The following is a 21971-nucleotide window of genomic DNA, read 5'->3' on the forward strand; positions in this document are numbered from 1 at the left end:
GGACAAGCTGCGCATGTCCACCCGACCCAGTGGTAGGGTGGATGGCGCTTTATCCATCCACCAACCCGTATGGTGGATGAAAACAACGTCATCCACCCTACGCGGCGGGCTCCTTGGCGGCCGCCTGCCATAGCACTTCATCGATACCCTGGCGCTTGGCGATCAGACGCGCAGCGACGAACAGCAGGTCGGACAGGCGGTTGACATAGGCCAGGCCGACGCCGCGGATCGGCTCCACCGCGTTCAGATGCTGGCAGCGGCGTTCGGCGCTGCGGGCCAGGCTGCGGCAGACATGGGCCTGGGCGATCAGGCGCGAACCGCCGGGCAGGATAAAGTTTTCCAGGGGGCCGACCTCTTCGTTCCAGCGGTCGATGGCCGTTTCCAGGCGCTCGATTTCCGCGCTTTGCAGCGCCTGGTACTCGGGCATGGCCAGTTCGCCGCCCAGGTCGAACAGGCGATGCTGACAGGGCGCCAGCACTTCGATGATCTCGCCCAGCCCCGGGCAGGTGGTCTGTTGCTCGGCCAGTTCGGCCAGCAGCAGGCCGATCTGGCTGTTCAGCGTGTCCACCTCGCCCATGGCGTCTACCCGGGGGTGGTCCTTGGTCACCCGGCGCCCATCGGCCAGGCCGGTTTCACCGGCATCGCCGGTGCGGGTGTAAATCTTCGACAGTCGATAGCCCATGCTTACAGGTCCGTGTCGGCAGTGGCGGCGGCCAGCGGCAGGCGCAGGGTAAAGCAGGTACCCTGGCCCGGCTTGGATTGCACTTCCATCTGCCCTTTGTGGTTGTTGGTGATGATGAAGTAGGACACCGACAGGCCCAGCCCCGTGCCCTGGCCGACTTCCTTGGTGGTGAAGAACGGCTCGAAGATGCGCTTGCGCAGCGCCTCGTTCATGCCGATGCCGTTGTCCTCCACCTGGATTTGTGCCCAGGCGCCGGCCAGGTGCGCACGCAGGGTAATCTGTCCCGGTGCAGCCCCTGCGGGACGCTGGTGGATGGCCTGGGCGGCGTTTTTCAGCAGGTTGAGCAGCACCTGCTCCAGTTCGTTGGCGGTGCCCGGCACGGTGGGCAGGTCGGCGGCGAAATCGCGGACGATGCGCAGGCTCTTGAAATCGAAGCTTTCGGTCAGGTCGAAGTCGTTGCCGGCGATTTCCAGCGCCTGGTTGAGCAGGGCGGGCAGCTCGCAGGGGGCCAGCTGGCGGTTGCTGCGGCGGCTGAAGCTGAGCATATGGCTGACAATACGGGCGGCGCGGCTGCCGGCCTGCTGGATGCCATCGAGCAGTTTGGGGATTTCCCGGGCCTGCAGGTAGCGGTCGATGGCTTCCAGGCAGATACCCGCCTGTTCGGCCTCCTGCTGATTCTTGGCCAGCTCGCTGGACAGGCGCCGGCGAATGTTCTGCACGTTGTGCAGGATAGCGCCCAGGGGGTTGTTGATCTCGTGGGCCATGCCGGCCGCCAGGCTGCCCACCGAGAGCATTTTTTCCGATTGCACCATCATCTCCTCCAGCACCAGGCGCTGGGTGATGTCGTCGATGCGAATCACCGTGCCGCGTCCGGCGCTGCCGGTCAGCGGGTAGATGGTCAGCGCATAGTGATGGGGCTCGCCGGCCTTTTCCCAGGTTACCCGCTCGATTTTCTCCACCCTGTGCTGCTCGGTGGCGCGGCGAATCTGCGCCAGAAAAGGCTTGAGCGGGGCAAAGGCGAGGAAGATCGGCTGGTTCAAGGCTTCGTTCAGTGGCGTGCCGGAGAGGGCGCTGGCCTCCTGATTCCACTGGGTGACAAAGAGCTGTTCGTCCAGGGCGATCAGCGCCGAGGGCATGGAGTCGATGATGTTGTTGAGGTAGTTCTGAAAGCCGGTGAGCTTTTTTTCGATCTTGCTGCGCACCTGCACTTCCAGTTCCAGCTTGCGATTGGAGTGACGGGTCTCCTCGGCCAGCTGACGGGCATGCTCAAAGGCGTTCTCGGCATCGTCACGGGCGCGCTTGAGCTGCTGCTCGCGGGCTTCCATGCGGCTGAGCATGGTGTTGAAGGCCTCGGCCAGGCTGCCGATTTCGTCGGCATGACCACGACGTGCACGCAGGGCATAGTTTTCCTCGCGGGTAACCTGGCGTGACAGCTCCTCCAGGCGTCGGATCGGCCGGGTGACCAGACGCTTGACCTGACGCGAGACGATCAGCCAGAGCAGCAGGCTGAAAAACAGGATCGCCCCGCTGGCGGTCAGGGTGCCGGTATAGAAGGCGCCGGGCAGCTCGCTGGAGGCGACCAGCAGCAGGTGGCCAGGGCGGCCGCCGGGCTGAGGTAGCTCGATCAGCTGGCTGGTGCGAAATTCATGCTGACGCCAGCTCTCGACCTGATCCACTTGCAAGGGCAACTGCAGGTGTTCTCCGCGCTGCAACTGGGCCAGGCTCAGGCCGTTGCTGTCGTAGAGCACTGCGGCGCGTAGCGGTGCGTAGTCATCCAGGCGCTGTAGCAGGGCCTGGGCCGTTTGTGGCGAGTTGAGCGCCTGATGGCTCAGGGCCGGGCTGGCGATCAGCCGGCCGAGGGTATGCAAGGCCTGGGGCGCCACGCTCTCCTGGGAAATCCAGTAGGCCGCGCTGATAAAGGCCAGGTTGGCCACCAGCAGCACGGCGGCGAGCAAGGCCAGCAGGGCCACAAGCAGTTTGCGGCCCACCGGCAGGTTTTCGAGGCGCTGACGCAGGTGCATGGGCAGGTGTCGCGTGAGTGAAGAGCGGGCAGGGTAACGCGCGGTTGAATCACTGGGCAATCAGTGGCTGGGCAATCCGCGGGCCTGCAGGTGGCCCTGCAGGCGCTGATGCAGGGCCTGCAGATGGGGCAGGGCCAGGTCGTGGCGCTTGGCGGCCTGGCAGGCATAACCGAGCAGGTAGGCGATCTCGCTGCGGCGTCGGTGCTGCACATCCTGGTGCATGGAGGAATAGTTGGCGGCGGTGGCCTGGATCACCCGTTGCACCTCGCCATGCAGGTTCTCGGCGGCGCTGCTCTGGCCGCAGCGCTGCAGCAGTTCGGTCAGTTCTGCACACAGGTTGGCGACTTCCGCCGGATGTTCGCGCAACTCGCCATTGCGGCAGTCATGGAGCACGGTCAGCGGATTGATCGCACAGTTCAGCGCCAGTTTGCGCCAGAGCCGGCTGTGGATATCCAGGCTCCAGTCGTGGGCAATCCCGGCAGTGTGCAGAGCGTCAAGCCAGGCGGGTGGTTGGGGACGCAGAGGGTCGCCCAGCCAGGTATGGCCATGGCCGGCAAACACCACCTGGAAATCTGCCTGGCGAAAGGCGCCCTCGGTGCTGGAGGCGAAGATGCAGCGTGCCTGCGGCACCAGGCGCGCCACCTCATCCTGGCTGCCCAGGCCATTTTGCAGCAGGATCAGTTCGGCGCCGGATGCCAGGCGGGGGGCCAGGCTGGCCACGGCCGGGGCCGCGTCATAGGCCTTGCAGGCCAGCAGCAGGCGCTGGATGGGTTGCTCGTCATCAGGCAGTTGTGCCGGCAGCGCATGCAGCTGAGCCTGACCCTGCTCCACCAGTGTCAGGCCGCCGGCCTGTTGATAGGCCTGCAGGCGCGCGGCGTTGCGCAGGATCAGGGTCACGTCTTCGCCGCAGCGGGCCAGACGTGCGGCCCACAGGCTGCCCAGGCTGCCGGCGCCGAGAATATGCCAGCTCATCGCTGGTCAGTGAGGTATGGGCAGACGCAGGGCACTGACCAGGCCGCTGCTGTAAGACTCCGGCAGCAGGTTGGCGGCATGCAGCATCAGGCTCTGTGGGGTACAGGGCAGGGCCTTGGTGTCCAGGCCGACCAGGCTGATACCGGCCTTGAGGCTGATAAAACCCTCGCTGGTCTTGAAGGCCTTGAGATTGATGCCCTCATGCAAGCGCTTGAAGCTGCTTGGCGAGCATTCGTGCAGGTCGCTGAGCATGGCAATCATGCCGAAGTGCATTTCGTCCTGACGCACCAGAATATCCAGGGGGCGCACCAGTTGCTGCAGGCGCCGGGCCACGCTGCCGAGCAACTCGTTATAGAAACTTTCACCGTATTGCAGGTGCAGCGCCTCGATGTCCTGCAGACCGATCAGCAGGTAGCACAGGGCCCCACCGCGGGACTCCACCTGGCGCAGGCTGTCGAGCAGCTTCTGCTGCAGATAGCGGCTGTTGCCCAGGCCCGTCAGTGGGTCGACCAGATTGCGCTGTTCCAGGCTGGCGATATTCTCGGTGAGCAGGCGGTTTTCCTGCAGCAGGCGTTGCAGGGTGTTGCACAGGCGGTCGGCGGCGTATACCCGAGGCACCAGTTGCTCATGCATGGAGGCCTTGTTGATAAAGTCGTCCACGCCGCTGTCAAAGGCCTCGGCCAGGACGTTTTCGCCCTCCTTGCCGGTGAGCAGGATGACATAGGTGTAGTGGTGGGCCATCTCGTCCTGCTGGCGTACCCGTACTGTCAGCTCCAGGCCATTCATCTCGGGCATCAGCCAGTCGGCCAGCAGCACACTGGCCGGTCGCTGTTCCAGCAGCGTGATGGCTTCGGCGGCACTGCTGGCAAAGCGCACATCCTGGTAGCCGGCCTGACTCAGGGCGCGGCCGATGATGGCGCTGGAGAACTTGGCGTCATCCACGACCAGAATGCTGAGATGGGGGTTGGGCATGGGGGCAGGCTCGTTGGGTGGTCACATACGCCCGATACTTCGCCGGGCAGTGTTTGTCTCTACCGCTATATAATGGCCCGGTTTTTTAACCGTCAAGCGATGTGGGCCCCAATCGTGACAGGGGTAGCGCCGTTTAGTAAGGAGAGAATCCATGCCCTCATTCGATGTGGTGTCCGAACTGGACAAACATGAAGTCACCAATGCGGTGGACAACGCGATCAAGGAACTTGAGCGCCGTTACGACCTGCGTGGTAAGGGAAGTTTTGAACTGAAAGAGCTGACTGTCAACCTGACCGCCGATGCGGACTTCCAGCTGGAGCAGATGGTCGAGATTCTCAAGCTCAGCCTGGTCAAGCGCAAAATCGATATTCAGTGTCTGGAATTCAAGGATGCCTACCCCTCTGGCAAGAGTGTCAAACAGGAGGTGATCCTGCGTGAAGGCATCGACAAGGAGCTGGCCAAGAAGATTGTTGCTCATATCAAGGACAGCAAGCTCAAGGTCCAGGCGGCCATTCAGGGTGAGCAGGTACGCATCACCGGCAAGAAGCGCGATGACCTGCAGGAAGTGATCGCCAATTTGCGCGCCAAGGATTTCGGTATGCCGCTGCAGTTCAATAACTTCCGCGACTGATAACCCCGGGGGAACCTTGTGGCCCTGCGGGCGTCGCAAAAAAGGTACCCTGTTAAAGCGCCATGGCTTGCCATGGCGTTTGCATTTTATGGGCTGCCATCCATGGCGCCCACCCTGCGGGCCGTCGCAGGCGACGTTAAAAATGGCTCCAGGCCATTTTTGCTGGGCTGTCATCTAGGGTGCTCAAGTCTGTGTGCTGTCTCTATGTGGGGTTTAAACGGCTGCAGGTAGCTTTTTATGGAATTGGAGGAATAGCTGGATGGAAATAAATGTAGAGCAAGTGTTGAAAATGTCTGAGGCCTGGTTGCCGGTGCTGATGCAATACGCTGCACAGCTGGCCCTGGCAGCACTGACCTTGCTGCTGGGCTGGTGGCTGATCAATACCCTGGTGGCCAAGGTCGGTGGCCTGATGGATGGGCGTAACGTCGACCGTGTGCTGCACAGCTTTATCTGCAGCCTGGCCGGCATCGTGCTCAAGGTGCTGCTGTTGATCAGCGTGGCCTCCATGGTCGGGGTGGAAACCACCTCCTTTATCGCCATGATCGGTGCGGCCGGCCTGGCCATTGGCCTGGCCCTGCAGGGCAGCCTGGCCAACTTCGCCGGTGGTGTGCTGATCATGTTGTTCCGGCCCTTCCGTTCCGGCGACTGGATCGAGGCTCAGGGTGTATCCGGGAGTGTGGACAGCATCCATATCTTCCATACCACCCTGAAAACCGCCGATAACAAGGTGGTCATCGTGCCCAATGGCAGCCTGTCCAATGGCCATATCACCAATTATTCCCGCGAGCCTGTGCGCCGCGCCGATATCAACCTGGGTATCGACTACTCCAGCGATATCAAGACTGCCCGCGAGGTGCTGCTGAAAATCGCCGAGGACCCACGGGTGCAGCGTGATCCGGCGCCGGTTGTATTTGTCACCGGCCTGGGCGATAGCGCCATCAACCTGTCCCTGCGGGTCTGGGTGAGTACCGCAGACTTCTGGCCGGTGACCTTCGAGTTCACCGAGCTGGCCAAGGAGCGACTGACCGAGGCCGGCATCGGTATTCCCTTCCCGCAGCGGGTGGTGCATCTGGTGCAGAGCAATGGTTGAAGAAAAGCCCCGCAATAGCGGGGCTTTTTCATGGGGGATCAGGCTTTTTCCGGCGCGGTGCCGGGCGCCTCGCCATTGGCCTGATGAGGGCCCTGGCGGCGCCACTGCAACAGGATCAGGAGCAGGGTTGGCACGCCCAGCAGGGCGGTGATGATAAAGAACTGCTCGTAGCCGAACTTCTCCACCACCACCCCGGAATAGCCGCCCAGCAGACGTGGCAGCAGGAGCATGATGGAGCTGAGCAGGGCGTACTGGGTGGCGGAGAACTGCAGGTTGGTCAGGCTCGACAGGTAGGCGACGAAAGCCGCAGTGGCCAGGCCGGCGCTGAAGTTGTCCGCCGAGATGGTCACGATCAGCATCTGCAGGTCGGCGCCCATGCTGACCAGCAACATAAACAGCAGGTTGGTGGCCGCCGCGCTTGCCCCGCCGATAAACAGGATCGGCATGATGCCGAAACGCACGATCAGCAGGCCGCCGACGCCCGCACCGATCAGGGTCATGACCAGGCCGAACAGCTTGCTGACGCTGGCGATCTGATCCTTGGTAAAGCCCTGGTCGATATAGAAGACGTTGGCCATGACCCCCATCACCGTATCCGACATGCGGTAGGTGGCGATCAGCCCCAGTAGCAGAAAGGCCTGCCAGCGGTAGCGCACGACAAAGTCGTTGATCGGCGTCAGCACCGGCGCCAGGCCGCGGCGACCCATGGTCGACAGGCACAGGCCGGTGAGGATGGTGTAGAGCAGGGCGCGCAGGAAGGCGCGATCTTCCAGCAACAGGTCGAGCAGGCTGGCTTCGCCGCGCAGCACGCTAGCGAAATCGGTATGGAAGAACTGGGTGAACATGGCCGGTACCGATACCAGCAGCACGATCAGCACCAGTACCGAGACGATCTGGTGGGTAAAGCCATAGCGGGCCGCGGCCAGCTGGGTCTGCAGCGGTACGTCCGGCTCGCGCATCCACAGGCTGGTGAGCAGGCCGGGCAGCATCAGCAGGGCAAACAGCAGATAGGTGCCGGTCCAGGCGCCATGCTGGTAAAGCTGGGCGGTGGAGCCGAAGCCTTCGGCAAAATACAGGGCGCCGGCGGTGGCCAGCAGGGCCGCGACCCGGTAGCCGGCCATATAGCTGGCGGCCAGGGCAGCCTGGCGCGTGTTGTCGACGATCTCCAGGCGATAGGCGTCCACTGCAATGTCCTGGGTGGCCGAGGCGAAGGCCACCAGCACGGCCAGGGAGATCAGCCAGGTCAGGTGGGTCTGCGGGTCGCACAGGGCCATGCCGGCCAGACCGATGGCGATCAGAATCTGTGACAGCACCAGCCAGGAGCGTCGGCGGCCCAGGCGGCCGAGGATCGGCAGGCGCCACTGGTCGAGCAGCGGTGACCAGACCCACTTGAAGGCATAGGCCAGGCCGATCAGGCTGGCGAAGCCGATGGTCTCGCGGGCCACGCCGGCCTCACGCAGCCACACCGAGAGGGTGGAGAACACCAGCATATACGGCAGGCCGGCGGCAAAACCGAGCAGCAGCAGAACCAGGGTGGAAGGGCTGGAATAGGCGGCGAGGGCTTCGCGCCAGCTTTTACGAGGCATTGAGCAGGTATCGGCCTTGATAAGGGTTGATCAAACGCGGCTGCCAACAGGACAGACCCCTGGCAGGCTGACTGGCATGACATCCCTGCTCAGGGCGCACTCTAACTGTTGTGCTCTGTCGGATGCCAGCCATGTCGTCGCATATCCACGCGTTGGTTATGGATAAGGACACCTTCGGCGGCCAATCGTGCCCGTTGCTCGTCACCGCTGGGGCTGCCGGCCGGCAGACTGAGGCGTCCGCCCGCCGCGATCACCCGGTGCCAGGGCAGGGTGCTGCCCTCGGGTAACTGGCTCAGGGTGCGGCCGACCCAGCGTGCGGCGCGGCCCAGGCCGGCCAGCTGGGCCAGCTGGCCGTAGCTGATGACCCGGCCGCAAGGTATCTGTGCGAGCACGCTATAGAGCGCATTCAGGCGTTCATCCTGGCTTGCTGGCGAGTGGCGTGTCGCGGCATCCTTGCCGCCCGATTTCGCTTCCCGTTCAGGCTTTCCCATCATGTTGTTACGTTTCCTCTCGTCCGTGCTGCTTGCTGTGCTGGCAACCCCTGTAGTGGCCGATACGGTCTGGTTGCGCAATGGTGACCGCTTGACGGGCGAGATCATCCTGCTTGACGGCGGCAAGCTGGCCTTGAAGACCCGCTATGCCGGCCAGGTGCTGATCGCCTGGAAGGATATTGACACGCTGCGTTCGGACCAGCCGATGCTGGTGCGCCGCCAGGGCTTCGAGAGTGAACACAGCGAGCGCCTGGAAGCGGCCGGCCAGGGCATGGTGCGACTGGTCAACGGCAGCAGTCAAACCATTGCCCTGGGCAGCATCAACCGGCTGGTGCCTCCCAAGGCGGTGCTCAGCGATCGAGTCATCGAGGGCAACCTGGACGCCAAGCTGGATATGAAACGCGACAGCAGCGAAACCGATGAGTGGAAGGTCAAGGGCAATACCCGTGTCGAACATGGGCGCTGGCGCCATGTGCTCAGTGGCGAGCTGGAGCGCAAGGTCAAGAATGATGTGAAGACCGCCGATAACTGGCAGCTGGAGTATGACCTCGACCGCTTTATCGACGAGCACTGGTTCTGGCGCGCCGGGGCCGGGCATGACGAAGACGAATTCGCCTTCCTCAATCGCCAGCGTACCCTGGGCACGGGGCCGGGTTATCGCTTCTGGGATACCGAACTGGGGCGTTTCGACATGATTGCCCAGCTCAATCGCGTCCAGTTGCGCAGTGCCGAAGGTGAGCTGAGCTTCAATACCTATGGGCTGGAATGGGACTACAAGCGCTTGCTCTGGGGCACCCGGCTGGAGCTCTACAGCACGGCGGAGCTGCAATTGCCGGATATCGAGGAGGTGGATTACGTGTTCGATGCCGAGGCGGGGCTGCGCTATCGCGTGAATGAGTGGGCCCGGCTATCGCTGCTCTATGAGCTGGACGCCGCCCGTGGCCTGGGGCAGAGCACCAGTGAGCGACGTTACCTGCTGGGGATCGGTGTGGGCTGGTAGCCATCGCGCCAGCCCCAGGTACATGCCCTGAGGCTGCCGCAGAAGGGCTTACAGGCGCAGGCCACCATCCAGCTCCAGGATACGACCGGTGTAGTAGTCGTTTTCCAGGATATAGGCCACCGAGTGAGCGATCTCGGCCGGTTTGCCCATGCGCTTGAGCGGGATGCCGGAGGTCATCTTCTCCAGGGCTTCGGGCTTCATGCTGGCGACCATTTCGGTCTCGATAAAGCCCGGGGCCACGCCGGCCACACGGATGCCGTAACGTGCCAGCTCCTTGGCCCAGACCACGGTGTCGGCGGCGACGCCGGCCTTGGCCGCGGAGTAGTTGGCCTGGCCGATATTGCCGGCGCGGGAGATGGAGGAGATGTTGATGATGGCGCCTTCGTTCTTCAGCTCGATCATCTTCGCCGCCACTTCGCGGGTGCAGAGGAACACGCCGGTCAGGTTGACGTCGATCACCGACTGCCACTGGGCCAGGCTCAGCTTGGTGATTTCGCCGTCCTTGACCTTGATGGTCATGCCGTCACGCAGGATGCCGGCGTTGTTGACCAGGCCGTTGATGGCGCCGAAATCTTCGGCGATCTGGCCCACGGTGTGGGTCACCTGCTCCTCGTTGGCGACGTTGCACAGGTAGGCGCGGGCTTCCACACCCTTGGCCTGGCAGGCGGCTACGGCTTCGTCCAGACGCTCCTGGTTGAGGTCCACCAGGGCCAGCTTGGCGCCCTTGTCGGCCAGGTACTCGGCCATGGCGCGGCCCAGGCCCTGACAGCCGCCGGTGATGATGATCACTTTGTCTTTGAGTTGCATCGCTTATCCCCTCAAGTGGTGTGGTGTAACCTTGCTGCTTATAAAAGCCTGTCCGTTTATGACGGATTCTGTGCAAGGAGTCATAAGGTGAGCGTGAAAGCCGGCAAGCATGCCCGAGAATTGCTTCTCAAGGAATACCGTGGCGTGCTCAGCACCCATTCCAAGGCCATGCCGGGCTTTCCCTTCGGCTCGGTGGTGCCCTATTGCCTGGATGCCGAGGGTCGGCCGCTGATCCTGATCAGCCGGATTGCCCAGCACACCCATAACCTCAGGCTGGACGGCAAATGCTCGCTGCTGGTGGGCGAGCGGGGCGCCGAGGATATTCAGGCGGTGGGGCGTCTGACCCTGCTGGCCGAGGCGCGGCCGTTGCAGGACGAGAACGAGATCGAGGCGGCGGCCCGGCGCTATTACCGCTATTTCCCGCAGTCGGCGGACTACCACCGGGTGCATGACTTCGATTTCTGGGTACTTGAGCCGGTACGCTGGCGTTATATCGGCGGTTTTGGCGCCATCCACTGGCTGGAGCAGGTGGCCCTGGCCAACCCCTTTGCCGGTGAGAGCGAAGCCGGCATGCTTGAGCATATGAACAGCGATCATGCTCGCGCCATTGCCCACTATGTCGCACTGGCCGGCTTGCCCGCCCATGAGCCGGCGCAACTGGTGGGTATCGATAGCGAAGGCTTTCACCTGCGTATCGGCCAGAGCCTGTATTGGCTGGCCTTCCCCGCAGCCTGCAGCAACCCGGGGGCGGTGCGTCAGGCGCTGGTGCAACTGGCCCAGGCCGAGGTCTGGCCGACCGCTGGTCAGGTTTCAGCTTGATTTAAGCGTTTTGCCCCTTACTTAACCTTCTACAGCAAGCCTGTCTTGCGCCAAGGAACCCTCCGTTCATGCGTGTTTTTCTTCTGTTGTTCCTGCTGTTCCCTTTTCTTGAGCTTGCCGTGCTGATTCAGGTGGGCAGCGCCATTGGTGTGCTGCCGACGTTGCTGCTGGTGATTGCCGGCATGCTCGCAGGTGGTCTGGTCTGGCGCGTGGCGGGTCTTGCCACCGCGTTGCGCGTGCGCGAGCGCCTGGCCCGGGGCGAAGCCCCCGAGCAGGAAATGCTCGGTGGCCTGCTGATTGCGGTGGGTGGCGGCTTGCTGCTGCTGCCCGGATTTATCAGCGACCTGTTGGGACTGGTCTGCCTGCTGCCCTTTACCCGTCAGCTGCTGCTCAGTCGTCTGCAGCAGCGCATGGAAGAGCAGGCGCTGCGTCAGCGCGCCTTCTTCGATGAGCAGGCCGGGCGTACCGGGCCGAGCCGGGCCCAGGTGCTGGAAGGCGAATACGAGCGCCGTGACTGAGTCGCGGCCCCTCGTCTGCCGTTAAAAAATATTTCCCCCGCCCTTGAAATCCCCCGGGCCGCCCTTATGTAGCGGTCACCGCAAGGTTTTTTGCCGGCAACGGCAGAAATCAGACTTCTGCGCGACGCCCGCGCGTCGCGCTACCGGCCCCGCCGGACTTTGCCAACCCGCCGATGACTGCATCGGCTGATGTAAACAACTTATTGGGAGAGATCGACAATGAAGCTTCGTCCTCTGCATGACCGCGTCGTAATCCGTCGCAGCGAAGAAGAAACCAAGACCGCAGGCGGCATCGTGCTGCCGGGCTCCGCTGCCGAGAAGCCGAACCAGGGCGAGATCGTCGCCGTCGGTACCGGTCGCGTGCTGGACAATGGCGAAGTCCGTGCCCTGGCCGTCAAGGTCGGTGACAAGGTGGTATTCGGCCCTTACTCCGGCAGCAACACCATCAAGGTCGACGGCGAAGACCTGCTGGTCATGGGTGAGAGCGAAATTCTCGCCGTCATCGAAGCCTGATTCGCAGCACATTCCGTTTAACCGTCAAGAATTGAGGATCAATTTCCATGGCTGCTAAAGAAGTCAAATTCGGCGATTCCGCCCGCAAGAAAATGCTCACCGGCGTAAACGTACTGGCTGATGCCGTTAAAGCCACCCTCGGCCCGAAAGGCCGTAACGTGGTACTGGCCAAGTCCTTCGGCGCCCCGACCATCACCAAAGACGGTGTATCGGTTGCCAAGGAAATCGAACTGAAAGACGCCTTCGAGAACATGGGCGCCCAGCTGGTCAAGGACGTCGCCTCGCGCGCCAACGACCAGGCTGGTGACGGCACCACCACCGCCACCGTTCTGGCCCAGGCCATCGTCAATGAAGGCCTGAAGTCGGTCGCTGCCGGCATGAACCCGATGGATCTGAAGCGCGGCATCGACAAGGCCACCATCGCCATCGTCGCCCAGCTCAAAGAGCTGGCCAAGCCGTGCACCGACACCAAGGCCATCGCCCAGGTCGGCACCATCTCCGCCAACTCCGACAATTCCATCGGCGACATCATTGCCGAAGCCATGGAGAAGGTCGGTAAAGAAGGCGTGATCACCGTTGAAGAAGGCTCGGGCCTGGAAAACGAACTGTCCGTGGTTGAAGGCATGCAGTTCGACCGTGGCTACCTGTCCCCGTACTTCATCAACAAGCCGGACACCATGGTTGCCGAGCTGGAAAGCCCTCTGCTGCTGCTGGTGGACAAGAAGATCAGCAACATCCGCGAACTGCTGCCGGTTCTGGAAGCTGTGGCCAAGGCCGGTCGTCCGCTGCTGATCGTTGCCGAAGACGTTGAAGGCGAAGCCCTGGCGACTCTGGTTGTGAACAACATGCGCGGCATCGTTAAAGTCGCTGCCGTCAAAGCGCCGGGCTTCGGCGACCGCCGCAAGGCCATGCTGCAGGACATCGCCATCCTCACCGGCGGTACCGTCATCTCCGAAGAAGTCGGTCTGTCCCTGGAAGGCGCCACCCTGGAGCACCTGGGTAACGCCAAGCGCGTCGTACTGAACAAGGACAACACCACCATCATCGATGGTGCGGGTGCCCAGGCCGACATCGAAGCCCGTGTTGCGCAGATCCGCAAGCAGGTCGAAGACACCACCTCCGACTACGACAAGGAGAAGCTGCAAGAGCGTCTGGCCAAGCTGGCTGGCGGTGTTGCCGTGATCAAGGTTGGCGCTGCCACCGAAGTCGAGATGAAAGAGAAGAAGGCCCGTGTCGAAGACGCCCTGCACGCCACCCGTGCAGCCGTTGAAGAAGGCGTGGTACCTGGCGGTGGTGTGGCCCTGGTGCGCGCCCTGCAGGCCATCGACGAGCTGAAAGGCGACAACGATGACCAGAACGTCGGTATCGCTCTGCTGCGCCGCGCTGTCGAAGCACCGCTGCGCCAGATCGTCGCCAACGCCGGCGGCGAGCCGAGCGTGGTGGTCGACAAGGTCAAGCAGGGCTCCGGCAACTTCGGTTTCAACGCGGCCACCGACACCTACGGCGACATGATCGAGATGGGTATTCTCGACCCGGCCAAGGTGACCCGTTCGGCCCTGCAGGCTGCTGCCTCCATCGGCGGTCTGATGATCACCACCGAGGCCATGGTGGCCGACGCGGCTGACGACAAGGCCCCGGCCATGCCGGATATGGGCGGCATGGGCGGTATGGGTGGCATGGGCGGCATGATGTAAGCCAGCCCGGCATCCTTTGCTGTACCGAAAACCCCGCGCTTGTCGCGGGGTTTTCATATTTATGGGTTATAAAAAACCGACCAGCAAAAAGGTACGGTAATTGCTTTCGATTACCCCGGCCTCTGGATTGGGGCCTGTCTTCTGCCTGGACATTGGCCTGATGCCCGGCTTCTGGTTTGTCGTTCCCTCACCTGGATGTGCTCTACGACGCGGTTTTGCCTGTACCAGCCCAGGGCTGTGCAGGTGGCCAGGTTGGCGCCTGCGGCTGTCTGCAGGTGCTCAGCAATTGGGCAGATAGGTGACTGCATGGGTGTTACTGCCCGCAATGCAGGCCTTTGCGCAGATTGCAGGGGAACCCTTTGCCTGGCGTGTGCTCCAAGCAGGGCTGGAGTCTTTGTCGATGATCAGGATGATCTGAGTTGGATCCGTCGGGCGCGCCCGGCCAATGCGACCATTCGTCGATAGAAACGACGTCTGCGTCATTCGTGATCTAGGGTAAGCAATGAGCGTTTGGCAGCGCTTTCAAGAGGTTGCAGTGATGAAGTTAGAAATCGCACGAGGTTTGTTTCTTGTTGCTGCGCTGGGCGTGGCATCCCTGGCCGCGGCCTCCTGGCACGAACCGGGTATGCAGGTGGTCAGCGAGCTAGACAGGGGGCTTGAGCCCCTGGCGCCCAAGGCCCATACGGATAGTGCGGCCACGCGCCCCGATGAAGACCTGCTGTTGTTTATCTTCGGCCTGTCGCAAGGCCTGCAAGGCAGTCAGTAGCCCCATAGAATGAAAAAGCCCTGATCACTCAGGGCTTTTTTGTTTTAGGGCTAACTCATGCTGCCCTGGGCTGCGCTGCATCCGGCTTGGCCAGCAGGCTGTAGACGCAGGGCAGGACGAACAGGGTAAAGGCAGTGCCGACGGTCATGCCGGTGGCGATCACCAGGCCGATATCGAAGCGGCTGACCGCCCCGGCCCCGCTGGCCAGGATCAGCGGCACCATGGCGAAGACCATGGCCGCAGTGGTCATCAGCACCGGGCGCAGGCGGATGGCGGCGGCTTCCTCCACCGCGGCGCGGCGTGACAGGCCCTTCTCGCGGCGCAGCTGGTTGGCGAACTCGACGATCAGGATGCCGTGCTTGGTGATCAGGCCGATCAGGGTCACCAGGCCCACCTGGGTGTAGATGTTCATCGTGGAAAAACCGAGGAACAGCGGCACCAGGGCGCCGCAGATCGACAGCGGCACGGTCACCAGGATCACCAAGGGGTCACGGAAGCTCTCGAACTGCGCCGCCAGCACCAGGAAGATCAACGCCAGGGCCAGGCCGAAGGTCAGGTACAGGGCGCTGCCCTCCTGCACATACTGGCGCGCCGCGCTGGCGAAGTCGTAGGCGAAGCCGGCCGGCGCTTCCTCGGCCATGATCTGCTCCAGGGTGGCGATGGCCTCGCCCATGCTGACGATGGGCATGCCCTGGATAATTGCCGAGTTGAGTTGCTGGAACTGGTTGAGGGTGGTCGGCCGGGCGCGGTCGCTGACCTTGATCAGGGTCGACAGGGCCAACATGGCGCCGCTGTCGCTCTTCACGTAATAGCTGCCGAGCCAGCCCGGATTATCGCGGTAGGCGCGCTCGACCTGGGCGATCACCTTGTAGCTGCGGCCGTCGATGGTAAAGCGGTTGATCTCGCCTTCACCCAGCAGGCTGGCCAGGGTCAGCCCCAGGTCCTGCATGGATACGCCCATCTGCGCGGCCTTTTCGCGGTCGATCTCCACCACCACTTCCGGTTTGTCGAAGGCCAGGTCGACCTCCAGGAAGGCGAACTGGCCGCTGGCCATGGCCTTCTGCTTGACCCGGTCGGCCACCTGCAACAGTGACTCGTAATCATTGGGGGTGTTGATCACGAACTGGAAGGGTAGGCCACTGCCGGTGCCGGGCAGGGAGGGCAGGTTGAAGCCGAAGATCTGCAGGCCGGGGATCTGGCTCAGCCGGCCCTGGACCTCGGGGAGAATCTCCATCTGGGTGCGTTCGCGCTCGTTCCAGGGCGTCATCAGAAAGCCGCCGATACCCGATTGCACGCCATTGAAGCCGTTGATCTGGAAGGAGGAGTAGTACTCGGGGAACTCCTTGAAGATGGTCACGAACTCGTCGGTGTACTTGTTCAGGTACTCCAGGTTGGTGGGCTGCGGGGCATTGGCGATCATAAAGATGATGCCCTGGTCTTCCTCGGGGGCCAGTTCGCTGGTGGTGAACTTGAGCAGCACGGGGATCAGCGCCATCACGATCAGACCGAACACCAGTACCACCGCGCGGGTATTCAGGGTCTCGTGCAGGGCATGCTGGTAGCGCTTTTTCAGGCGCTCGAACAGCATATCCAGGCGGTGCGCCAGGCCCGTGGGGTTTTCCTCGTGGCGCAGCAGCTTGGCGCACATCATCGGCGACAGGGTCAGGGCGACGATGCCGGAGATGATCACGGCGCCGGCCAGGGTCAGGGCGAACTCCTTGAACAGCGCGCCGGTGAGGCCTTCGAGAAAACCGATGGGGGCGTACACCGCGGCCAGGGTGATGGTCATCGACACCACTGGTACGGCAATCTCCCGGGCCCCTTCGAGGGCGGCGTCAAACGGCGTCTTGCCCTCCTCGATATGCCGGTGGATGTTCTCCACCACGACGATGGCGTCGTCCACTACCAGGCCGATGGCCAGCACCATGGCCAGCAGCGTCAGCAGGTTGATCGAGTAGCCCATCAGCTGCATAAAGAACAGCACGCCGATCATCGACAGGGGGATGGTGATCACCGGGATCAGCACCGAACGGAATGCGCCGAGGAACAGGAAGACCACCACGATGACGATCAGCACCGCCTCGCCCAGGGTATTCATCACCTCGTCGATGGAGGCCTGGATAAACAGGGTGGCGTCGTAGGCGATGGACACCTTGAGGTTGGGTGGTAGCTGCGCCTCCAGGGAGGGCATGATGCCGCGCACTTCCTTGATCACATCCAGCGGGTTGGCCCCCGGCGTACCCTTGATGGCGATATAGACCGAAGGCGTGCCGTCGAATGAGCTGATCGCGTCGTAGCTTTCCGCACCCATTTCCACCCGCGCCACGTCACCGAGCAGCACGCGGCTGTCGCCCTGGGTCTTGAGCGGGATGGCGGCGAAGGCTTCGGCGGACTTGAGGTCGGTTTCGGCGCTGATGCTGGTGACCACATACTGACCCTTTACCTCGCCGGCGGCGGAGAGGAAGTTGTAGTCGCGCACGGCATCGTTGACGTCGGCGGCGGTGACGCCGTAGGCGGCCATCCTTACCGGGTCCAGCCACAGGCGCATGGCGAACACCTGATTGCCGAGGATCTCGGCCTCGGCCATGCCTGGCAGGGTCGCCAGCTTGGGCTGGATGACCCGGGACAGGTAGTCGGTGATCTGCGGGTTGGACAGCTCGTCGCTGAAGAAGCTGATATACATCAGCGCCGTGGAGTCGGCCGCCTCCTTGCTCAGCACCGGGTCCTGGGCGTCGGCCGGCAGCTGGTTCTTCACCTCGCTGGCCTTGGCCAGCAGCTCGGTAAACAGGCGGTCGCTGTCGGCGCCGATGCGCGCGTAGATGGAGATGATCGACAGGTTCTGCCGACTCACCGAGGTCATGTAATCGATGCCGTCGGCGCTGGCCAGGCTCTGCTGCAGGGGCTGGGTGATATAGCCCTGGATGGTCTCGGCATTGGCCCCGGGGTAGGCGGTGGTCACGGTGATCAGGGCGTTTTCCATCTGCGGGTACTGGCGGATGGTCAGTTTGCTGAAGGCCTGCAGGCCGAGCAGGATGATCAGCAAACTGACTACGCTGGCCAGCACCGGGCGACGGATAAAGGGGTCGGTAAAAGCCATAACGATGTCCTTGGCTATTGCTTGGAGTAGGGCAGGCTGGCGATAGGTTGTTATGCCTGATCGCCAGCAAGCTGGCTCCTACAGCCTTTGATCAGGGGGTGGCGGTGTCGGCGGCGGGCTGAGTCTTTTCCTCGACTATCGCCACATGGGCGCCGTTATCCAGCTTGAGTTGGCCGGCACTGACCACCTGCTCACCGGCCTTCAGGCCCTTGAGCACCACCACCTGGCCGTCGCGCCGTTCGCCGGTTTCGACAAAACGTCGCTGCACCTGCAACTGGGCCGGCTTGTCGCCTTCGGCGGGCTGCTCCTCGATCACATAGACCGAGTTGCCATACAGGGTGTAGGTGAGGGCGGTTTCCGGCACCACCACCCGTTGCGGAGTTTGTGGCAGCAGGACCTGCAGGTTGGCGAACATGCCCGGCAGCAGCTTGTTGCCCGGGTTGGCGAGCTCGGCGCGGGCCTGCAGGTTGCGGGTGTTGTCCTCGACCTTGGGATTGATGGCGGTGATGCGCCCCTCGAACTGTTCGCCCGGGTAGGCGGCCACGCTGAGCAGCACGGTTTCGCCTATGGCCAGTTTGGGTGCGGCCTGTTCGGGCAGGAAGAAATCCACCGACAGGGCGGAAAGATCCTGCAGGGTGGCGATGATGGTGCCGGAGGACAGGTAGTCGCCGACATCCACCTGGCGGATGCCGATGGTGCCGGAGAAGGGCGCGAGGATGCGCTTCTTGGCCAGCTGCGCCTGCAACTGGGCGACGCTGGCGTTGGCTTTCTGCAGCTCGGCTGAGAGGCGGTCGAACTCGCTCTTGGAAATGCTCTGGCGGCTGACCAGGCTGCGCCCGCGCTCGAATTCGACCCGGGCCAGGCCCAGCTCCGCCTGAGCCGTGGCCAGGCTGGCCTGTTCCACCTCGCTGTCCATCTGGATCAGCGGCTGGCCCAGGCGCACCTGTTCGCCTGAGCGGAACAGCACCTCGCGCACGGTGCCGCCCACTTCCACGGTCAGGTCCACGCCCTGAATCGCCTTGAGCGTACCGATGGCCGGCAGGCGCTCCTGCCAGGGCTGCGTCTGGGCGGTGGCAGCGGCCACGCTGATCGCAGGCTGCGGCGCCGAGAACATCTGGATTTCCCGGTAGATTGAAAGGCCTTTATAGGCGGCGAGGGCGAGTACCACGAGAAGCACGACGCCGAGCATGATCAGCATGCGACGGAGCAACATATTCCGGTTCCTTGGCAGGGCGATTGAATGGCCTGGGAATAGGCAAGAGGGGCACAGTAGACCCCTCGGACAAGGCTGTCAAAGATTCGCATTTGCAAAAGATTGCGCAGGCAAAGCTGTCCGCTTGATCAGCTGCTTTTCAAGCAAAATGCCAGCATAAGCTGGCATTTTGCTGGCGTTGCCGCCGAACTCAGGCGCTCAGGCGCTGGGTGACTTCGCTGAGCTGGGCAGAGAGGCTGTGCAGGTTCTGCCCGGCGGCCTCGGTACGCTGCACGTTCTCCTGGTTGGCGGTGGCGATGGCGGTGATCTCGGTGAGGTTGCGTGAAATATCCTCGGCCACCGAGGTCTGTTCCTCGGCGGCGGTGGCGATCTGCCGGTTCATGTCGCGGATGGCCTCCACCGCGCCTGTGATCAGCTGCAAGGTGGCGCCGGCCTCGGTGACCTGGGTCACCCCTTCCTCGCTGCGGGTCTGGCCGCTTTCGATGGCACGCACCGCGTTGACTGCGCCGGTCTGCACCGTATCGATGATCTGGTGGATCTCGGCGGTGGATTCGGCCGTGCGCTGGGCCAGGGTACGCACCTCGTCGGCCACCACGGCAAAACCGCGGCCCTGCTCGCCGGCCCGCGCCGCTTCGATGGCGGCGTTGAGGGCCAGCAGGTTGGTCTGCTCGGCAATGCCGCGAATCACTTCCAGCACCTTGCCGATCCGCCCGCTGTCCGCTTCCAGGCGGCGCACCACATCGGAGGTGTTGCTGATCTCGCCGCGGATATCGGTGATGGTCTTGATGGTGGCCTGCATCACCGTTTCGCCCTTGCGTGCCGCGTGGTCGGCTTCGTCCGCCGCCGTGGCGGCTTCGGCGGCATGGCGCGCCACTTCCTGGGCGGTGGCGGACATCTCGTGCATGGCGGTGGCCACCTGGTCGGTGCGCGAGAACTGCTCGCGGGTGCCCTGTGCCATCAGAGTGGCAATGCTGTTCAGCTCGCCGCTGGCCACATCCAGGTCGCTGGTGCTGCGCTTGAGGCGATTGAAGGTATCGGCAAGAAAGTCGCGCAGGATATTGGCCGCAGCGGCCAGCTTGCCCAGTTCATCCTGGCGGCTGGCATCCACCTGTTTGGCGAAGTTGCCCTGGCTGAGCTGGGCGATATGCTCGATCAGTTCGCGAATCGGATTGATCAGGTTGCGGTTGACCAGCCACAGGCTGAACAGGGCAATCAGGGCGGTGGCGCCTAGCATGATCAGTGTGCCGAACAGGATGGTTCGTTCAGCACTTTCGTTTATTTGGGTTGCCTGCTGGCGGCTAAGCGCGTGCAGTTGGTCAACCAACTCATTCAATTGTGCACTGGTGCCCCGATCGATGCCGGATACCGCTTTATCACCCACCTTGGAATCGCCACCGGCAGCCAAGAATGCTTCCAGTCCCTTGCGATAATTGCCGCCGAGTGCCTGGTGTTCGCGTCGCAGTGCCTCGACCTGAGTCTTTAATGCACTGTCGGCGCTTGGCAGAGACAGCAACTGCCCAAGGGAGTCTTGTACTTTTTGCTCCTGTGTCTGGAACTGGGTCCAGAATTTGTCCAGCTGCGCTTTGTCGCTGCCGCGTAGCAATACGTTCTTCCATTCCTGGACCTGGATCTTGAACTCCAGGTTGGCCTGGTCCACCAGGCGCGAGGCCTCCAGCGGACCTTCGAGCAGGCCGCGATAGGCTTGCATGCCGCTGGACAGGAAGCTGAAGCAGGCCAGGGCAGTGATCAGGATTAGCGCCAGACTGCCGCCGAGCAGGGCGAGAATCTGGGCGCGAAGGGAGTGCTGAAACATGGGTGGTTCCCCTGAAGGTTGGATGCAGGATCTGGCGCCCGTCGCAGGCGCCTATCGCAGAAATCCCTTTCGGCCAGAATGGCCATGGCCCCTGCCTAGAACAGGGGTCTTGAGAGTATAGATCGGCTGGGGAGGGGCGCACTTGAGGGGCGCGTTCTCAGTCTGCGCGGATGGCCTTGATCCGATGCTCCCAGCGGCGTTTGGCCAGGCGGCGCATATTGGGAATGTCATCGGTCTCATCGAGGATGGGTTTGCCGATGATGGTTTCCATGATGTCTTCCAGGGTCACCAGACCGCGCCAGCTGCCGAACTCGTCGTACACCAGGCACATGTGCTGACGCTCTTGCAGCAACTGGGTCATCAGGCTTTCCACGTTCATGGTGTCCGGCACCACCAGCAGGTTTTTCATCAGGCTGGTGACCGGCGCACTGTCATCCTCGGCGCTAAGCAGATCAAAGCGAAACACCACGCCCAAGGGTGCTTCGTCCTCGCTGATCACCGGGTAGCGGGAAAACTGGCTCTGCTTGACGCGCTCCCTGAAGGCCCCGATCGATTCATCCGGCGCCACATGCTCGCAGACGATGCGCGGCGTCATGATGTCGCGCAGACGGATTTCATGCAGGTCGAGGATATTGCTGATGACGCGCTGTTCATCTTCGTCGAGCTTGCCTACTTCCCGGCCGAGCAGGGTCAAGGCTTTGATTTCCTCGCGAATGTCAGGTTCGGGGTGCTGGCCGCCGAGCAGCTGCATGATGCGATCGGACAACCAGATAAAAGGTTTGAGGGCCAGGATCAGGGTGTTGAGCACGGCCGGCAGATAGGGCGCCAGGGCTGGCCAGTAGCGGGCGCCGATGGTCTTGGGCAGGATTTCCGAGAGCACCAGAATCAGGAAGGTCATCACGGCCGAGGCAATGCCCAGGTAGCCGTCACCGAATACCAGGGTCACCTGGGCGCCGACACCCGTGGCGCCCACGGTATGGGCGATGGTGTTGAGGGTCAGTATCGCGGCCAGGGGCTGGTCGATTTTTTCCTTGAGGGCCTTGAGACGCTCATGCAGGCGCGGGCGCTCGGTCTTTTGCCGGGCAATGTAGCTGGGCGTTAGCGAAAGCAGCGCGGCTTCGAGGATGGAGCAGATGAACGAGACGAGGATGGAGAGGACAACAAAGGCGATCAGCAGTGTCATGGGGATATTAAGTGACTAAGGGGCACTTATGCTGGCCCATGGGTATGCAAATGGCCAGATCTGGGCGGCTTGACAGTGTTACCGCACATATCCTGAGCGCTGC

19 protein-coding genes and 1 pseudogene are annotated in these 21971 nt (G+C 62.7%); 8 read left to right on the forward strand and 12 right to left on the reverse strand.

The window, feature by feature from the left end:
• Nucleotides 1–97: 97 nt before the first annotated feature.
• Genes GJV18_RS05685 through GJV18_RS05700 form a run of 4 tightly spaced genes read right to left on the reverse strand, consistent with a single transcriptional unit; the run spans nt 98 to nt 4647 of the window.
• On the reverse strand, nt 98–682 hold the full coding sequence (locus GJV18_RS05685) for a cob(I)yrinic acid a,c-diamide adenosyltransferase (RefSeq protein WP_160343730.1): 585 nt from the start codon (nt 680–682) through the stop codon (nt 98–100).
• 2 nt (nt 683–684) lie between these two features.
• Nucleotides 685–2703 carry a sensor histidine kinase gene (locus tag GJV18_RS05690; protein ID WP_160343731.1) on the reverse strand — a complete coding sequence of 673 codons (2019 nt, stop codon included), beginning with the start codon at nt 2701–2703 and terminating at the stop codon, nt 685–687.
• Nucleotides 2704–2763: 60 nt separating this feature from the next.
• Nucleotides 2764–3675, reverse strand: a complete 912-nt coding sequence (locus GJV18_RS05695) for a putative 2-dehydropantoate 2-reductase (RefSeq protein WP_160343732.1) — start codon at nt 3673–3675, stop codon at nt 2764–2766.
• 6 nt (nt 3676–3681) lie between these two features.
• Entirely contained in the window at nt 3682–4647 is a 966-nt protein-coding gene (locus GJV18_RS05700) for a GGDEF domain-containing response regulator (RefSeq protein WP_160343733.1), read from the reverse strand.
• 151 nt (nt 4648–4798) lie between these two features.
• On the opposite strand from GJV18_RS05700, the gene GJV18_RS05705 reads away from it, so the two are divergent.
• Together GJV18_RS05705 and GJV18_RS05710 are read left to right on the forward strand one after the other, a co-directional pair.
• Nucleotides 4799–5278 carry a YajQ family cyclic di-GMP-binding protein gene (locus GJV18_RS05705; RefSeq protein ID WP_160343734.1) on the forward strand — a complete coding sequence of 160 codons (480 nt, stop codon included), beginning with the start codon at nt 4799–4801 and terminating at the stop codon, nt 5276–5278.
• Between the two features lie 259 nt (nt 5279–5537).
• Nucleotides 5538–6368: a mechanosensitive ion channel family protein gene (locus tag GJV18_RS05710; protein ID WP_160343735.1), complete on the forward strand. Its 831-nt coding sequence runs from the start codon at nt 5538–5540 to the stop codon at nt 6366–6368.
• A gap of 38 nt (nt 6369–6406) precedes the next feature.
• Here the strand turns inward: GJV18_RS05710 and GJV18_RS05715 are convergent, their stop codons facing one another.
• Complete coding sequence (locus tag GJV18_RS05715; RefSeq protein ID WP_160343736.1) at nt 6407–7954, reverse strand: AmpG family muropeptide MFS transporter; 1548 nt, start codon at nt 7952–7954, stop codon at nt 6407–6409.
• 101 nt (nt 7955–8055) lie between these two features.
• Nucleotides 8056–8445: an MGMT family protein gene (locus GJV18_RS05720; RefSeq protein ID WP_160346005.1), complete on the reverse strand. Its 390-nt coding sequence runs from the start codon at nt 8443–8445 to the stop codon at nt 8056–8058.
• 1 nt (nt 8446) lies between these two features.
• On the opposite strand from GJV18_RS05720, the gene GJV18_RS05725 reads away from it, so the two are divergent.
• On the forward strand, nt 8447–9445 hold the full coding sequence (locus GJV18_RS05725; protein ID WP_160343737.1) for a DUF481 domain-containing protein: 999 nt from the start codon (nt 8447–8449) through the stop codon (nt 9443–9445).
• Nucleotides 9446–9493: 48 nt separating this feature from the next.
• Here GJV18_RS05725 and GJV18_RS05730 read toward each other — a convergent pair whose 3' ends face one another.
• Nucleotides 9494–10252, reverse strand: a complete 759-nt coding sequence (locus GJV18_RS05730; RefSeq protein WP_160343738.1) for an SDR family oxidoreductase — start codon at nt 10250–10252, stop codon at nt 9494–9496.
• A gap of 87 nt (nt 10253–10339) precedes the next feature.
• Between GJV18_RS05730 and GJV18_RS05735 the strand changes: the two genes are divergently transcribed.
• The 5 genes from GJV18_RS05735 to GJV18_RS05755 all read left to right on the forward strand — a co-directional run bounded on the left by GJV18_RS05735 (nt 10340) and on the right by GJV18_RS05755 (nt 14562).
• Entirely contained in the window at nt 10340–11071 is a 732-nt protein-coding gene (locus GJV18_RS05735; protein ID WP_160343739.1) for a HugZ family pyridoxamine 5'-phosphate oxidase, read from the forward strand.
• A 68-nt stretch (nt 11072–11139) separates the two neighbouring features.
• Nucleotides 11140–11589: an FxsA family protein gene (locus tag GJV18_RS05740; protein ID WP_160343740.1), complete on the forward strand. Its 450-nt coding sequence runs from the start codon at nt 11140–11142 to the stop codon at nt 11587–11589.
• Between the two features lie 219 nt (nt 11590–11808).
• Entirely contained in the window at nt 11809–12102 is a 294-nt protein-coding gene (locus GJV18_RS05745; RefSeq protein ID WP_160343741.1) for a co-chaperone GroES, read from the forward strand.
• A 47-nt stretch (nt 12103–12149) separates the two neighbouring features.
• The gene (gene groL, locus GJV18_RS05750) at nt 12150–13796 is read left to right on the forward strand and encodes a chaperonin GroEL (protein ID WP_160343742.1); all 1647 of its coding nucleotides are present in this window, start codon (nt 12150–12152) and stop codon (nt 13794–13796) included.
• 538 nt (nt 13797–14334) lie between these two features.
• Nucleotides 14335–14562 (forward strand): hypothetical protein, encoded by a 228-nt coding sequence (locus tag GJV18_RS05755; RefSeq protein ID WP_160343743.1) that lies wholly within the window; start codon nt 14335–14337, stop codon nt 14560–14562.
• Between the two features lie 55 nt (nt 14563–14617).
• Here GJV18_RS05755 and GJV18_RS05760 read toward each other — a convergent pair whose 3' ends face one another.
• From GJV18_RS05760 to GJV18_RS05775, 5 genes and pseudogenes are all read right to left on the reverse strand, one after another.
• Nucleotides 14618–17659, reverse strand: a complete 3042-nt coding sequence (locus GJV18_RS05760) for a multidrug efflux RND transporter permease subunit (RefSeq protein WP_160343744.1) — start codon at nt 17657–17659, stop codon at nt 14618–14620.
• Between the two features lie 91 nt (nt 17660–17750).
• On the reverse strand, nt 17751–18872 hold the full coding sequence (locus GJV18_RS05765; protein ID WP_160343745.1) for an efflux RND transporter periplasmic adaptor subunit: 1122 nt from the start codon (nt 18870–18872) through the stop codon (nt 17751–17753).
• Between the two features lie 190 nt (nt 18873–19062).
• On the reverse strand, nt 19063–19830 hold the full coding sequence (locus GJV18_RS18990) for a methyl-accepting chemotaxis protein (RefSeq protein WP_456107190.1): 768 nt from the start codon (nt 19828–19830) through the stop codon (nt 19063–19065).
• Between the two features lie 165 nt (nt 19831–19995).
• A pseudogene (locus tag GJV18_RS18995) lies at nt 19996–20685 on the reverse strand (methyl-accepting chemotaxis protein); the annotation flags it as partial.
• Between the two features lie 157 nt (nt 20686–20842).
• A complete protein-coding gene (locus tag GJV18_RS05775) occupies nt 20843–21868 on the reverse strand; it encodes a CNNM domain-containing protein (protein WP_160343747.1) in 1026 nt (341 codons plus the stop codon).
• Between the last annotated feature and the right edge of the window lie 103 nt (nt 21869–21971).

The sequence above is a fragment of the Pseudomonas xionganensis genome (assembly GCF_009763245.1).
GTDB classification, from domain to species: Bacteria; Pseudomonadota; Gammaproteobacteria; order Pseudomonadales; family Pseudomonadaceae; genus Aquipseudomonas; species Aquipseudomonas xionganensis.

Bases quoted from the DNA above. Each gene is read 5' to 3' on its own strand.
- GJV18_RS05775 (WP_160343747.1), bottom strand. From the start codon at position 21,868: ATGACACTGCTGATCGCCTTTGTTGTCCTCTCCATCCTCGTCTCGTTC.
- GJV18_RS05695 (WP_160343732.1), bottom strand. From the start codon at position 3,675: ATGAGCTGGCATATTCTCGGCGCCGGCAGCCTGGGCAGCCTGTGGGCC.
- GJV18_RS05725 (WP_160343737.1), top strand. From the start codon at position 8,447: ATGTTGTTACGTTTCCTCTCGTCCGTGCTGCTTGCTGTGCTGGCAACC.
- GJV18_RS05730 (WP_160343738.1), bottom strand. From the start codon at position 10,252: ATGCAACTCAAAGACAAAGTGATCATCATCACCGGCGGCTGTCAGGGC.
- groL (WP_160343742.1), top strand. From the start codon at position 12,150: ATGGCTGCTAAAGAAGTCAAATTCGGCGATTCCGCCCGCAAGAAAATG.
- GJV18_RS05765 (WP_160343745.1), bottom strand. From the start codon at position 18,872: ATGTTGCTCCGTCGCATGCTGATCATGCTCGGCGTCGTGCTTCTCGTG.
- GJV18_RS05745 (WP_160343741.1), top strand. From the start codon at position 11,809: ATGAAGCTTCGTCCTCTGCATGACCGCGTCGTAATCCGTCGCAGCGAA.
- GJV18_RS05705 (WP_160343734.1), top strand. From the start codon at position 4,799: ATGCCCTCATTCGATGTGGTGTCCGAACTGGACAAACATGAAGTCACC.
- GJV18_RS05700 (WP_160343733.1), bottom strand. From the start codon at position 4,647: ATGCCCAACCCCCATCTCAGCATTCTGGTCGTGGATGACGCCAAGTTC.
- GJV18_RS05715 (WP_160343736.1), bottom strand. From the start codon at position 7,954: ATGCCTCGTAAAAGCTGGCGCGAAGCCCTCGCCGCCTATTCCAGCCCT.
- GJV18_RS05760 (WP_160343744.1), bottom strand. From the start codon at position 17,659: ATGGCTTTTACCGACCCCTTTATCCGTCGCCCGGTGCTGGCCAGCGTA.
- GJV18_RS05740 (WP_160343740.1), top strand. From the start codon at position 11,140: ATGCGTGTTTTTCTTCTGTTGTTCCTGCTGTTCCCTTTTCTTGAGCTT.
- GJV18_RS05755 (WP_160343743.1), top strand. From the start codon at position 14,335: ATGAAGTTAGAAATCGCACGAGGTTTGTTTCTTGTTGCTGCGCTGGGC.
- GJV18_RS05690 (WP_160343731.1), bottom strand. From the start codon at position 2,703: ATGCACCTGCGTCAGCGCCTCGAAAACCTGCCGGTGGGCCGCAAACTG.
- GJV18_RS05685 (WP_160343730.1), bottom strand. From the start codon at position 682: ATGGGCTATCGACTGTCGAAGATTTACACCCGCACCGGCGATGCCGGT.
- GJV18_RS05710 (WP_160343735.1), top strand. From the start codon at position 5,538: ATGGAAATAAATGTAGAGCAAGTGTTGAAAATGTCTGAGGCCTGGTTG.
- GJV18_RS05720 (WP_160346005.1), bottom strand. From the start codon at position 8,445: ATGGGAAAGCCTGAACGGGAAGCGAAATCGGGCGGCAAGGATGCCGCG.
- GJV18_RS18990 (WP_456107190.1), bottom strand. From the start codon at position 19,830: ATGGCACAGGGCACCCGCGAGCAGTTCTCGCGCACCGACCAGGTGGCC.